The sequence below is a fragment of the Cellulomonas timonensis genome (assembly GCF_900046455.1).
Classification (GTDB): Bacteria; Actinomycetota; Actinomycetes; order Actinomycetales; family Cellulomonadaceae; genus Cellulomonas_A; species Cellulomonas_A timonensis.
Map to the genome: position 1 here is coordinate 289464 of NZ_FCOT01000011.1, position 12796 is coordinate 302259.

General features: G+C 73.1%; 13 protein-coding genes. 7 read left to right on the forward strand and 6 right to left on the reverse strand.

Annotated features, from left to right (window positions below; translation table 11 throughout):
* The first annotated feature begins 43 nt into the window (after positions 1 to 43).
* A complete protein-coding gene (locus BN3788_RS06840) occupies positions 44 to 790 on the forward strand; it encodes an SDR family NAD(P)-dependent oxidoreductase (RefSeq protein ID WP_066583476.1) in 747 nt (248 codons plus the stop codon).
* Between the two features lie 5 nt (positions 791 to 795).
* Here BN3788_RS06840 and BN3788_RS18570 read toward each other — a convergent pair whose 3' ends face one another.
* Together BN3788_RS18570 and BN3788_RS18575 are read right to left on the reverse strand one after the other, a co-directional pair.
* Positions 796 to 2118 (reverse strand): FAD-binding oxidoreductase, encoded by a 1323-nt coding sequence (locus BN3788_RS18570; protein ID WP_082812664.1) that lies wholly within the window; start codon positions 2116 to 2118, stop codon positions 796 to 798.
* A 1-nt stretch (position 2119) separates the two neighbouring features.
* Positions 2120 to 3163, reverse strand: coding sequence for an LLM class flavin-dependent oxidoreductase (locus BN3788_RS18575; protein ID WP_082812665.1), 1044 nt, complete (start codon positions 3161 to 3163; stop codon positions 2120 to 2122).
* A gap of 170 nt (positions 3164 to 3333) precedes the next feature.
* Between BN3788_RS18575 and BN3788_RS06850 the strand changes: the two genes are divergently transcribed.
* Positions 3334 to 5619 carry an exo-beta-d-1,3/1,6-glucosidase gene (locus tag BN3788_RS06850; protein ID WP_066583479.1) on the forward strand — a complete coding sequence of 762 codons (2286 nt, stop codon included), beginning with the start codon at positions 3334 to 3336 and terminating at the stop codon, positions 5617 to 5619.
* Positions 5620 to 5673: 54 nt separating this feature from the next.
* On the opposite strand, the gene BN3788_RS06855 is transcribed toward BN3788_RS06850, so the two are convergent.
* Positions 5674 to 6792, reverse strand: coding sequence for a GNAT family N-acetyltransferase (locus BN3788_RS06855; RefSeq protein WP_159066865.1), 1119 nt, complete (start codon positions 6790 to 6792; stop codon positions 5674 to 5676).
* A gap of 111 nt (positions 6793 to 6903) precedes the next feature.
* Here BN3788_RS06855 and BN3788_RS06860 point away from each other — a divergent pair, with 111 nt between their 5' ends.
* Positions 6904 to 8313 (forward strand): FAD-binding oxidoreductase, encoded by a 1410-nt coding sequence (locus BN3788_RS06860; RefSeq protein WP_066583484.1) that lies wholly within the window; start codon positions 6904 to 6906, stop codon positions 8311 to 8313.
* A 63-nt stretch (positions 8314 to 8376) separates the two neighbouring features.
* Here the strand turns inward: BN3788_RS06860 and BN3788_RS06865 are convergent, their stop codons facing one another.
* Both BN3788_RS06865 and BN3788_RS06870 read right to left on the reverse strand, forming a co-directional pair.
* Complete coding sequence (locus BN3788_RS06865; RefSeq protein ID WP_066583487.1) at positions 8377 to 9420, reverse strand: lytic polysaccharide monooxygenase auxiliary activity family 9 protein; 1044 nt, start codon at positions 9418 to 9420, stop codon at positions 8377 to 8379.
* A 162-nt stretch (positions 9421 to 9582) separates the two neighbouring features.
* The gene (locus BN3788_RS06870; protein ID WP_066583490.1) at positions 9583 to 9987 is read right to left on the reverse strand and encodes a VOC family protein; all 405 of its coding nucleotides are present in this window, start codon (positions 9985 to 9987) and stop codon (positions 9583 to 9585) included.
* Positions 9988 to 10129: 142 nt separating this feature from the next.
* Between BN3788_RS06870 and BN3788_RS06875 the strand changes: the two genes are divergently transcribed.
* Entirely contained in the window at positions 10130 to 10522 is a 393-nt protein-coding gene (locus BN3788_RS06875) for a YchJ family protein (RefSeq protein WP_066584344.1), read from the forward strand.
* Positions 10519 to 11664, forward strand: coding sequence for a class I SAM-dependent methyltransferase (locus BN3788_RS06880; RefSeq protein WP_066583492.1), 1146 nt, complete (start codon positions 10519 to 10521; stop codon positions 11662 to 11664). The genes BN3788_RS06875 and BN3788_RS06880 overlap by 4 nt, the downstream gene beginning before the upstream one ends.
* Here the strand turns inward: BN3788_RS06880 and BN3788_RS06885 are convergent.
* Positions 11636 to 11989, reverse strand: coding sequence for a winged helix-turn-helix transcriptional regulator (locus BN3788_RS06885; protein WP_066583494.1), 354 nt, complete (start codon positions 11987 to 11989; stop codon positions 11636 to 11638). The two genes, BN3788_RS06880 and BN3788_RS06885, sit on opposite strands and share 29 nt — an antisense overlap.
* A 53-nt stretch (positions 11990 to 12042) precedes the next feature.
* Here BN3788_RS06885 and BN3788_RS06890 point away from each other — a divergent pair, with 53 nt between their 5' ends.
* Together BN3788_RS06890 and BN3788_RS06895 are read left to right on the forward strand one after the other, a co-directional pair.
* Positions 12043 to 12594 (forward strand): NADPH-dependent FMN reductase, encoded by a 552-nt coding sequence (locus tag BN3788_RS06890; RefSeq protein ID WP_066583500.1) that lies wholly within the window; start codon positions 12043 to 12045, stop codon positions 12592 to 12594.
* A complete protein-coding gene (locus BN3788_RS06895) occupies positions 12591 to 12791 on the forward strand; it encodes a hypothetical protein (protein ID WP_147525074.1) in 201 nt (66 codons plus the stop codon). The genes BN3788_RS06890 and BN3788_RS06895 overlap by 4 nt, the downstream gene beginning before the upstream one ends.
* Positions 12792 to 12796: the final 5 nt, after the last annotated feature.

Genomic DNA, 12796 nt, shown 5'->3' on the forward strand with positions numbered 1-12796 from the left:
AAATCAGCCCGACGTCCCCCGCCGGCGCTGCCAGACTGGGCCGATGGCCGACAGGGCAGTGCTGGTGACGGGCGCGTCGCGGGGGATCGGAGCGGCGATCGCGCGGGCGTTCGCGGCGACGGGGGACCGGGTGGCCGTCCACCATGGCCGATCGACAGCGGCGGCGCAGGACGTGCTGGCCTCGCTCGACGGCGACGGCCACCTGCTCGTCCAAGCCGACCTGGCCGATCCGGTCGCCATCCTCGACATGGTCGACGCCGTCGCAGCGGAGTTCGGCCGGATCGACGTGCTGGTCAACAACGCCGGCGTCTTCATCCCGCACCCGATCACCGACACGTCCTACGAGCAATGGCAGAGCGCCTGGGCCGAGACCCTGGGCGTCAACCTCGTTGGCGCCGCCAACGCCACCTGGTGCGCCGTGCGGCACATGCCCGAGGGTGGCCGCATCGTCAACATCTCCTCGCGCGGCGCCTTCCGTGGCGAGCCGGGGCAGCCCGCCTACGGGGCGAGCAAGGCCGGGCTGATCGCCTTCGCGCAGTCGATGGCCCGCGCGCTGGGACCCCGCGGCATCGCGGTGACCACCGTCGCGCCCGGCTGGGTCGCCACCGACATGGCCGCCGCCCGGCTCGAGGGCCCCGAGGGCGATATCCGCCGCGCGGAGAGCCCGCTGGGCCGCGTCGCCACCCCGGAGGAGGTCGCCGCCGCGGTGCTCTACCTCGCGTCCCCCGAGGCCGAGCTGGCCAGCGGGACGGTGCTGGACCTCAACGGCGCCTCGCTCCTGCGGATGTAGCCGGCCTAGGCGCCCGCGTCCTCCGCCATGAGCGGCGCGAGGCCGTGGAAGACACCCTGCGGGTCGTGGCGGCGCTTCACCTCGGCCAGGCGCTCGTACGTGGCGCCCGGGTAGGCGTCCCGCGCCAAGTCCGGCCGGGGGTCCGAGGTGTACGCCGCGTAGACGCCGTCGAGGCGCGGCTCGACGGTCGACCACGCGTCACGCAGGTCGTCTTCCCGATCGGGCTTCGCCCACACCGCCACCAGCACCTCGGCGGTGCGGTGCGCGAACGCCATCGCGTCGGGGGCCACGTCGTTGATGGCGCCGCCCGTCGAGCGGAGCTCGATCTGCGCGATCACGCGGTGGTCGAGCAGGGCGGCGACGGCCTTGGCGTCGGACGCCGTCATGCGCGGGAGGTAGCCGTTGCGCATCTTGATCCGCTGCTGGCCGGTGTGCCGATTGTCGCTGGGCGCCACGAGGGCGGCGTAGGGGACGAGCTGCGCCTGCTGCTGGAGCAGGGGCCCGATGTCCAGCACCTCTTCGAGGGCGGCGGTCGCGGCGTCCACGTCATCGCCGGCCCACACGAGCAGCGCCTGGGCGACGTGCGGCTCGCCCCGACGACCGCGGTACACGTTGAGGAAGCTGGTCAGCTCGCGGGGCGCGGCGGCCAGGTGATCGGCCCAGCGCTCGATGACGCCCGCCGTGTCGCTCGCGTCGAAGAGGAGGTTCGCGAAGACGACGTTGCCGCTGGGCAGCGCGACGGCCTCGAGCTCCAGGGCCGTGACGATGCCGACGTGCGACCCGGCGCCGCGCACCGCCCAGAACAGGTCGGGGTGGTGGTCGGCGTCGACGCGCAGCTGGCTGCCGTCCGCGAGGACCAGCTCCGCGGCGGTGACGTGGTCGACGGTCATCCCGTGCTTGCGGGCCAGGTAGCCGAGCCCGCCGGCGGTGGCGAGCCCGCCGACGCCGGTGTCGCCGAAGTTGCCGGACGTCATGGTCCAGCCACGCTCGGACAGCCGCTCGGCGACGTTCCCCCAGGTGGCGCCCGGTCCGACGCGGAACCGCCGGGCGGCGGGGTCCAGCACCTCGTAGCCGTCGATCCGGGAGACGTCGATGATGATGCCGCCGTCATTCGTGGACAGCCCGGCGATGCCGTGCCCGCCGGACCGCACCGACAGCGGCACGTCCTGCGTTCGGGCGTAGAGGACTGCCGCGGAGACGTCGTCGGCGTCCTTGGCCATGATCACGAGCGCGGGCCGGCCGACGGCCATGTAGGTCGATCGGACGTCGTCATACCCGGCGTCGCGCGGCGTGAACGTCTTGCCCTCCAGGCTGTCTCTTAGCCCCATCTCACGCTGCCGACGTTCTGCCGCGTGTGCTCCCCCTACGTCGTCCGCCGCGGCCGCAGGTGGGGAAAAGGGGCCGGGGCCGGGGGGGGCCCCCCGCCCCGCCGCGGCCCGGCGCCACACGGATGACGGGCCGACCGCCTTCCGTGCCCGCCGCTGCGCGGTCCGCGGTGACGAGCTCGCGCAGCGCGGGGGCGACCTCCTGGCCGAACCTCGCGAGGTCGCGCGGGTTGTCGCTGCCGAGGATGAAGGTGGAGATCCCGTGGTCCAGCGCGACCACGGCGAGCTGCTCGACCCACTCCTCGGGCGGTCCGGAGAGCAGGCCGCCGCCGGCGGCGCCGAACTGGCCGTTGATGTTGAGCATGCGGCGGATCTCGGCGGGGTCGCGGCCCGCGTTCTGGGCGGCCTCGTCGATGACCGTGTTGCCAGCGGACAGGTCGGCGAGCGACTTCAGGTACCCGAGGGAGGGCAGCCAGCCGTCAGCCTTGGCGCCGGTGAGCCGCAGCATGCGCGGCTTGTAGGCGCCGAGCCACAGCTCGATGGGGTGCAGCGGGGCGGGGCCGCGCTTGGCGCCCTGGACGTGGTGGTGCGTGCCCCCGACGCGCAGCGGGCTGCGGTCCGAGGTGTCCCAGAGCCCGCGGAGGACGTCGATCGCCTCGCTGAGCGCGTCGACGGCCTGGCCGGGGGTCAGCCGCGTGGCGCCCATGGCCTCGATCGCGTCCCAGAACGATCCGGCGCCCAAACCGAGGTCGAGGCGCCCGCCGCTGAGCAGGTCGAGGCTGGCGGCGGCGCGGGCGAGCACGGCGGGCGGTCGCAGTGGCACGTTCAGCACGTTGGGCGCGAGGCGCACGCGCTCGGTGCGGGCGGCGACGTAGCTGAGCAGCGTCCAAGTGTCGAGGAATCCGGGCTGGTACGGGTGGTCTTGGAAGCTGACCAGGTCCAGGCCCGCGCGCTCGGACTCCTGCGCGAGGCGGACGACCTGCTCGGGGGCGTTGTTGGCCGGGGTGAGGAAGGAGCCGAAGGTCAGGTCGTGCCCGTAGTCAGTCATGTGGTGTGCGCCTCGCAGGATCGATGCCAGATCGTCTGGCATCCCGATCGTAGGCCTCAGTAGTTGAAACTGCAACCAAATGCGATGGGTGTTCGAATCGATTCGATGGAGAGGGCCACGGCGGGTACGGTGGGCGCGCAACTCCCCCGATGCCGTGAGAGGACACCCCCGTGACCGACCTTCTGCCCTACCTCGACAGCTCGCTCCCCGTCTCCGATCGGGTCGACGACCTGGTGGGCAGGATGACGCTGCCGGAGAAGGTCGGGCAGATGCTCCAGCTCAACGCCCAGGACGGCGTGCGGCGCCTGGTCGAGGACCTGCACGTCGGATCCATCCTCCACACCTCTCCCGAGAACGTCCTCGAGGCGGCCGCGCTCGTCGAGCAGACCCGGCTGCGCATCCCGCTGCTCGTCGCCGAGGACTGCATCCACGGCCACTCCTTCTGGGAGGGCGCCACGATCTACCCGACCCAGCTCGGCATGGCCGCCACCTGGGACACCGGCCTCGTCGAGCAGGCCGCCCGCGCCACCGCCGTCGAGGTCGCCGCCACCGGCATCCATTGGACGTTCTCCCCAGTGCTCTGCATCACCCGCGACCTGCGCTGGGGCCGCGTGAGCGAGACGTTCGGCGAGGACCCGCACCTCATCGGCGAGCTGGCCTCCGCGATGGTGCGCGGCTACCAGGGCGACGGGCTCGACGACCCCACCGCGATCCTCGCGTGCGCCAAGCACTTCGCCGGGTACTCCGAGACACAGGGCGGGCGCGACGCCAGCGAGGCGGACATCTCCCAGCGCAAGCTCCGGTCCTGGTTCCTGCCGCCGTTCGAGCGGGTCGCCCGGGAGGGCTGCCGCACGTTCATGCTCGGCTACCAGTCCACCGACGGCGTGCCCATCACCGTGAACGAATGGCTGCTGTCCGACGTGCTGCGCGGCGAGTGGGGCTACACCGGCACGCTCGTCACCGACTGGGACAACGTGGGCCGCATGGTCTGGGAGCAGCGCCTGTTCCCCGACATCGTGGAGGCCTCCGCAGCCGCCCTGCGCGCGGGCAACGACATGGTGATGACCACGCCGCAGTTCTTCGACGGCGCCCTGGAGGCCATCGCCCGCGGCCTGGTCACCGAGGCCCACGTCGACGCCGCCGTCCGCCGCATCCTCACGCTCAAGTTCGAGCTCGGCCTCTTCGAGAACCCGCGCCTGCCCGACCCCGGCCGGCAGGCCGAGGTCATCGGCTCCGCCGACCACGCCGCGCTCAACCTCGAGGTCGCCCGGCGCGCGCTGGTGCTGCTGGCCAACGACGGCACGCTCCCGCTCGCAGGCGGCCTCACCGCCGACGCCGACGGGCGCGCCGTGGGCGACGGGACGCCGCGCACGGTGGCCGTCGTCGGCCCCAACGCCGACGACGCGCAGACGCAGCTCGGCGACTGGGCCGGCGCCTCCGGGCAGGTCGACTGGATGACCGGCGGGATGCCCCGGCACATGACGCAGACCGTCCTCGACGGCTTCCGCGACCACGTGCCGTCCGACTGGACCGTGACGCATGCGCGCGGCGCCGAGATCCTCACCGTCGGCCCCGACCCCGACGGCGAGTTCTTCCCCGACGGCCAGCCCCGGCCCGAGATCGTCATCCCGGCCGAGCCCGACGACGCGCTGATCGCCGAGGCGGTCGCCACCGCGCAGGCCGCCGACTACGTCGTCGCCGTGGTGGGCGACCGCATCGAGCTGATCGGCGAGTGCCGGTCCACCGCGACCCTCGAGCTGGTCGGCCAGCAGGTCGCGCTGCTCGACGCCCTCGCTGAGACCGGGACGCCGATGATCGTGGTCCTCATCAGCTCCAAGCCGCTGGTGCTGCCGCCCTCGGCGATGGGCGCCGCCGCGATCGTCTACGCCGCCAACCCCGGCATGCGCGGCGGCCGCGCCGTGGCCGAGCTCGCCCTCGGCCTGATCGAGCCCACTGGCCGCCTGCCCATCTCGTTCGCGCGGCACGTCGGCCAGCAGCCCACCTACTACAACCAGATCCGCGGCCAGCACGGCACGCGGTACGCCGACCTCACCCAGAGCCCGGCGTTCGCGTTCGGCGAGGGCCTCGCCTACACGACGGTCGAGTACGCCGACCTGGAGGTGCTGACCCCCGAGGTCGGCGTCGGCGACACCGTCCGCGCCCGGGTCACCGTGCGCAACACGGGTTCACGGTCGGCGCGGGAGACCGTGCAGGTGTACGTCAGCGACACCGTCACCTCCGTCACCTGGGCGGACAAGGAGCTCAAGGCGCACCGCCAGGTCGACCTCCCGGCCGGTGAGAGCCGCGTCGTGGACCTCGAACTGCCGGTATCGGCCTGCACACTGGTCGACGCCGCCGGGCGTCGCGTGGTGGAGCCGGGTGGCTTCGAGCTGCTGGTCGGGCCGTCGTCACGCGACGAGGCGCTGCTGCGCGCGGGGTTCACCATCACGGGCTGACAGCTGGCGGCCCGGCGAGGGCGGCGCGGCGAGGGGCCGGCCCGGCGTGGGCGCTCAGCCCAGCCGGAGCTGCCACTCGCCGGAGCCGCCCGCCGCCCGGAAGCCCAGGGCCGCGTTGATGGCGAGCATGTGCGCGTTCTCCTCGGCGTTCCAGGTGCCCACCCGCCGCACCTCGGGCCGGGCCTGCGCCAGGCTCCGCAGGTTCACCGCCTTCACGAGCATGCCGAGCCGGTGGCCACGGTGCTCCGGCAGCACGAGGGTGTCGTCCTGGTCGACGTACTCCGGCGTGTGCGCCGGGCACTCGAACGAGGTGAACGCCACGAGCCGGCCCGAGGGCACATGCTCCGCAGCGGTCGCCCGGTACTGCCGGCGGCTGCGGAACAGCTCGTCCTGCATCGCCTGCACCCGGGCGGCGCCCCAGGCCTCCTCCTCGATCTCGAGACCGCCGCGCGGCGCGTCCGTGCTCATCTGGGCCAGCAGCGCCGCGAACTCACTGACCCAGCGCTCGGGGCACGACCCCTCCCACGAGATGGTGCGGTAGTCGGCGCCCGCCGCCGCCGCTGCCCCAGCCTCGAAGCCAGCGAGGGCTGACTCGTCGAGCGGCAGGTCGAGCACCGAGAACCGCCCCACCTGTTCGAGGGCGTAGTGGTGCTTCAGCGCGAGGCGGACGCCGGGCAGGCGCCGGTCCACGAGTCCCTGCCCGGTCGCGGGCACGAGCGACGTCGGGCCGGGGCCGGGCTCGACGCGCTGGTCGGTCGAGGCGATGACGTGTGTGCGCCCAGCGGCCCGCACCTGATCGAGCACGGCGGTGTGCAGGGCCGTGCCGATCCCGGCGCGTCGAGAGGGCGGCCGGACGGCCACGTCGACCTCCGCCGTGTGGGTGTTGTCCGTGAGGGGGAGGTGCAGGGTGGCGAATCCGAGGACGCGGGCCGGGTCGGGCATGCCGTCGGCGTCGTCTCGGACCGCGACGAGGCAGGCCTTCGCGGCGAACCGCTGATCGGCGAGCCACGCCCGATAGTCGTCCACTGTCTGCGTGTGGTCGGTATTGCCCCAGGTGTCGATACGGCTCTCGTTCAACGCCTCGACGCCGCCGCGCAGCAGCCAGTCGTCGGCGTCGAGCGCATCCGGGGTGGGCACGCCGCGCACGCTCCAGGGCGTCGTCCTCGCGGTCATCTTTCGAGGGTAAAACCAGGAGAGCGCCGCATGGGATGGCTCGTGTGGGCGCCCTGATCCACGATGAGAGGAGCTCAGCTCGTCTGCCCTGCACTCGACTGGAGGCGTCCCATGTCCGATGTTGTCGACCCGCCGTTGTCCGACACGGTGCTCGAGCTGCTGCGCTCCCGGGTGCGTGGTCCCGTGGTCGGCGCACTGGACGATGGTTGGGACACGTCCCGGCGCGCTTGGCACTCGGGCGTCGACCAGCAACCCGCGGCGGTGGCGCACGTCGCGGACGCCGCCGACGTCGAGGCTGTCGTGAGGTTCGCCGCCGAGCACGGGCTGAGAGTGGCCGCCCAGCCGCGCGGCCATGGCGCGACGCAGCACCTCGACGGCGCGGTGCTGGTGCGGACCGGCGACCTCGACGAGATCACCATCGACACCGCCGCCCGGACGGCGCGCGTGGGCGCCGGGGTCGCCTGGCAAGAGCTGTGCGACGCGCTCGACGGCACCGGGCTGGTCGCGCTCTCCGGCTCCAACCCGAGCGTCACCGTCGTGGGGCTCATGCTCGGCGGCGGGCTGTCCTGGTTCGGCCGGGCCTTCGGCACCCCCGCGAGCTCGCTGCTCGCCGTGGACCTGGTCGACGCCACCGGTGTGGCGCGCCGCGTGACCGCCGACTCCGACCCCGACCTGTTCTGGGCGTTGCGCGGCGGCGGCGGGGACTTCGGCGTCGTCACCGCCGTCGAGTTCGCGCTGCACCCGGCCCCCGCGCTCTACGGCGGCCGGATCTCCTTCCTCGGCGAGCACGCGCCGCAGGTCATGCCGGCCTGGGCGGAGCTGACCCGCACGGCGCCGCATGAGCTGTCGAGCTGGCTGCTGCTCGCCCACATGCCGGACCTGCCGCAGGTCCCGGAACCCCTGCGCGGCCGCTCGTTCGTCAACGTCGACCTGATGTTCGTCGGGTCCCCCGACGCGGCGGAGGCCCTGCTGGCCCCGCTCCGCGCCGCCGCGCCGGCGGTCCGCGAGACCGTGCGGGTGCTGCGCGAGCCCGAGATCGTCAGCATCGCCGAGGAGCCGACCGAGCCCGGACCGCCGATGCGCGCGGTGTCCCACCCGTTCGACGAGCTCACCGACGACGTGGTGGACCACGTGCTGGCCACTGCCGGGGTCGGCAGCGGCACCCCGATCATGGGCCTGCAGATGCGGCACCTGGGTGGCGCGCAGGCGGCCGCCGATCCGGCCACCGGGCCGGGCGCGCAGATCCGGCCCGGCTTCGTGCTCTCGGCCATGGCGCCCGTCTTCGACCCGGAGACGGCCGCGCTCGTGGACGAGGCGCTCGCCGCGCTGGTCGCCCCCGTGCCGCGCTCGGAGCACGGCCTGGGCCTCACCTTCCTCCAGGAGGAGCAGCCCATCGAGGACGCCTACGGCCCCGAGGCGCTGATCAGGCTGCGGGACGTGAAGCGGGCCGTGGACCCGGCGGGGGTGTTCCGCTCGAACCACCCCGTCGACACCGGGCCCGCGCAGGCCGGCCGGCCCTGACCTGGGAGGGTCAGGGCCGGCCGGGTGCGGACGCAGTGGGCCCGCTGTGGGTGGACAGATCGGTTAGGCGAGGGCGCAGGTGGCCGTCAGGTTCGTCGACCCGGTGCCCAGGAAGCCGGCGGTGGTCGAGGCCCCGGCTCCGAGGCTGCCGTTCCAGGAGGCGTTGGTGATCGTGTTGCCGCCGGACAGCGTGCCGTTCCACGCCTGCGTGATGGTGGCCCCGTTGACCGTGACCTTCCATCCGGTGATCGCGCTGGCGCCGGCGGTGACCGTCACCTGCGCCTGGTAGCCGCCGTTCCAGCTATTGCCGACGGTCACGGTGGCCGCGCAGGCGCCGGTGGGCGGCGTGGTCGGGGTGGGCGTCGGCGTCGGCGTCGTCATGGTGGGCGTCGGCGTCGGGGTGACGGTGGGCGAGACCGTCGGGGTGGGCGTGGGCGTCGTCGTGCCGCCGATGTTGACGTCGCTGCAGATGTAGTACGACTGGTCGAGGTGGCTGGCCTGCCAGATCGTGTAGATCACGGCCCGGCCACTGCGGCCGGACAGGTTGAGGTCCGTCTGGTACTGGCCGGCGGAGGCGTAGCGGCCCGTCTCCTTGAGGAGAGTCAGGTCACCCCAGCCGAGGCTCTGCGTGGTCGGGTCGAAGCCCGGCTTCGTGATGTAGACCTTCAGGTAGTCGGCGCCGTGCTGCGCGCCGTCGGTGAGCGTGAGCGTGAAGTTGGTGGGCACGTTCTTCGCGGTCCAGTTGCCCGGCGTGTCCATGGAGCGGTAGCGGCCGCCCTCCGTGAGGCCGCCGGAGCAGAGCTGGCCGTTGGGGATGACCTGCTCGTGGCGTCCCGCGACACCCTCGCGGAACAGGCCGTTCCAGTTCCACATCGCGGCCGGGTTGTCTTGGAAGGCGGCCCAGCACATCGGGTCCTGCTGCGCCATCTCGGGGGCCTGGTGCCGGTCGCCCCAGCGGTCCAGACAGCCCCAGTTGCGGCTGGGCGGGTCGGTGACCGACCCGTGGGCGGAGGCGGGTGCGGCGACGAGCGAGGTGGTGAGCGCCGCGGCGACGACGGCGAGGGGTAGGGCGAGGGCGATCTTGCGCAGATGCGCGCGTATGGACATGCGTTCTCCCGGTGGTCGACGTGGTGACTTCGTGGTCGCCCGCCAGTGCGGCGCACCCGCTCGGGAGGACGGCGATGTCACTCACGAGGGCCAGGACCACGACAGTCCGGTGCGCCTCCACCTTCGGACGCCCGATGGACGGACGACCAGGACGCGAATGGTTTAGGGCGCGATCTCGACCACGACCAGCTCGTTGCCGTCGCCGTCGCGGAACGTGAACATCGGCGGGGCGCCGGGCAGGGAGAGCAGGTCGTCCACATCAACCCCGCCGTCTGCGAGCGCCCTCCAGGCAGCGGCTGCGTCGGAGGTCGACAGCCGGATGCCGGTGTTCACCCCGGTGGGCAGGCCGCTGCCGCTCATCAGCCCGATGGTGGTGGCTGCGGCGTCGGCGTCGTGCGCGGCGACCTCGACCCAGTGCTGGCCCTCGCCGAACGGACTGTCCATCTGGACCTCGAAGCCGAGGGCGCCCGTCCAGAAGGCCAGCGCCTGGTCCATGTCCGCGACGGGCACCACGACGGTGTGGATGCCGGTGATCGACGAGAGGCCCGAGGTGTCGTCTGCGCTCATGGTCGCCCCCTGATTGGTCCTGCCCCGCAGGCGGGTCTCGGGCGAGGCCCGCCTTTCGGACCCTAGACCGCGGCTCAGGCGCCCACATCTCGGAGCGATGGCACGCCCTCCACGGATCAGGCCTGCGCTGGGGCGCGGGATGATGGACCCCGTGACAGTCGACCGGTGCCCCTGCCTGAGCGGCCTGCCCTATGACGAGTGCTGTGGGCGGTTCCACCGCGGCCAGGCGCAGGCGCCCACCGCCGAGGCGTTGATGCGGTCGAGGTTCAGCGCCTTCGCCGTCGGCGACGCCGACTATCTGCTGCGGACGTGGCACCCCAGCGCCCGTCCCGCTGTCCTCGACCTCGAGCCGGATGTCCGCTGGTACCGGCTCGACATCGTCGCCTGCTCGGCGGGTGGCCTGCTCGACGCGGAGGGGACCGTCGAGTTCCGCGCGTACTACCGATCGCCCGATGGCGCGGGGTCGCAGCATGAGGTCAGCAGGTTCGAGCGCGAGGACGGCGCCTGGGCGTACGTCTCGGGGGTGACGTCATGAGCGAGGAACTGCTGGACACGCTGCGCCGCGCCCCGGACTTGGAGGCGCCGAACCTGTTCGCCGTGGACGCCTCGGACCGGCTCATCCTCGACGAGGCCGCTCCCGAGCTGGAGCAGGCGCCGGCCGGCACGGTGGTCGTGATCGGCGACCATTACGGCGCGCTGACCCTGGGCGCCGCCGACCGCTTCGGCGCGACGGGCATCCGGACGCATCAGGACCGCCTCACGGGGGAGCTCGCGCTCGCGGCCAACGCCGAGCGCGTGGGCCTGACGGGCGCCTTCGTGTCGCTGCCACTCGGGCCGTCGCTGGTGGCGGGCGCCCGCGTGGTGCTGCTGCAGCTCCCGCGCTCGCTGGAGGCGCTCGACGAGATCGCCGGACTGATCGCGGAGCATGCCGACCCGGGTGTCGTGGTGGTGGCCGGTGGCCGGGTGAAGCACATGAGCCGCACGATGAACGACGTGCTCGGCCGGCATTTCTCCTCGGTGCAGGCCCGGCTCGCGCGGCAGAAGTCGCGGGTGCTGATCGCCTCTGACCCGTTCTCCGTGGAGCAGCAACCCGCGCCGCGCTGGCCCGCTGCGGAGCGCCATGAGGACCTGCCCGGCGGGCGCCACGTGACGGTGTGCGCGCATGGCGGCGCGTTCGCGGGCACGAGCGTGGACATCGGGACGCGGTTCCTGTTGGAGCACCTGGACCAGATGTCCCCGGATGCCGCCACGGCCCTTGACCTGGGCTGCGGCACGGGCGTGCTCGCGGTGGCACTGGCCCAGGCGCGGCCGGGCCTGCGGGTCACCGCGACGGATGAGTCGTTCGCGGCTGTCATGTCGGCCCGCGCCACTGCGGAGGCTAATGGCGTCGCCGACCGGGTGACGGTGCTCCGGGCGGACGCCGCGACGGACGTGCCGGACGCCAGCGTCGACCTGGTGGTGCTCAACCCGCCCTTCCACGTGGGCGCCGCGGTGCACCCCGGGCTGGCCCGACGGCTGTTCGCCGACGCGGCGCGGGTGCTGCGCCCGGGCGGCGAGCTGTGGGTGGTGTGGAACTCTCACCTGATGTACCGGCCGACGCTGGAGCAGGTGTCCGGCCCGACACGTCAGGTGGACCGCAACGCCAAGTTCACGGTGACGGTCTCGACTCGTCGCTGACCTCTCGCCCGGGATCGGGCAGGTAGGCCTTCGCCCACCGGCTGAGCTCTCTCAGGCCGGGCACGAGCGCCTGCCCGGATGCGGTCAACGAGTACCGGACGCTCACCGGCGGGCCGGCGTCGACGTCACGGGCGACGACGCCCGCGGCGGCGAGCTCAGCCAACCGCGCCGCCAGCACTGAGTCGCTGACCCCCACCGCGCGACGGAGCGCGGAGTAGCCGAGGGACCCGTCGGCCAGGCAGCCGAGGATCACCCCGTTCCACCGCTTCCCGAGCAACCCGAAGGCTCGCGCCAGGGCGCCGGCGCGCTCGGGGTCGGCGGTCATCTGTGTGAGACTACGGGAAGAGAAGTTGCTTCGAAAAGAGAAGTGGGTGGATCGTGGCGGACCTGTTGATCGGATGCCTCGTCGGGAGCCTCGCGCAGGGCTCGCTCAACCGGCTGCTGGCGGAGGCGCTGGCCTCCCGGGCGCCCGAGGGCGTCAAGATCGCGGAGATCCCCATCGGCGACCTGCCGCTGTTCAACCGCGACCTCGAAGTCGACTACCCGCAGGTCGCGCTCACGTTCAAGGAGGCGCTCGTCGCCTCCGACGCCCTGCTCTTCGTGACGCCGGAGCACAACCGCAGCATCCCGGCCGTGCTGAAGAACGCCATCGACTTCGCGAGCCACCCCCAGGGCACCAACGCCCTCGCGCACAAGCCCGCCGCCATCCTCGGCGCCTCGCCCGGCCCCATCGGGACCGCCGCCGCCCAGGCGCACCTGCGGTCGATACTGCCCACCCTCGACATGGTGCTCATGGGCCAGCCCGAGATGTACCTGCAGGTCACGCCCACATCCTTCGACGACACGGGAGCGCCGGAAGACGAGCTCGCCGCGCGGCTCGACCAGTTCCTCGAGAAGTTCGTCGCGTTCGCGCGCCGCCACCACGCATGAGCCCCGCCGTGGACCGGGGGCTCAAGCTCCGCAAGGCGATGGCCGTCGCCGCCGCGCTCGCCGTCTTCGCGAGCTCATTCGCCGCCGCGCAGTCCACCAGCCCGGTCCGCGCCTTCGCCACAGTGCTGCTCATCGCGCTGGCCGGCATCGCCGTGATCGGCGGGCTGATCCACCTCGCCACCCGCAACCGCCGGTAGCGCGG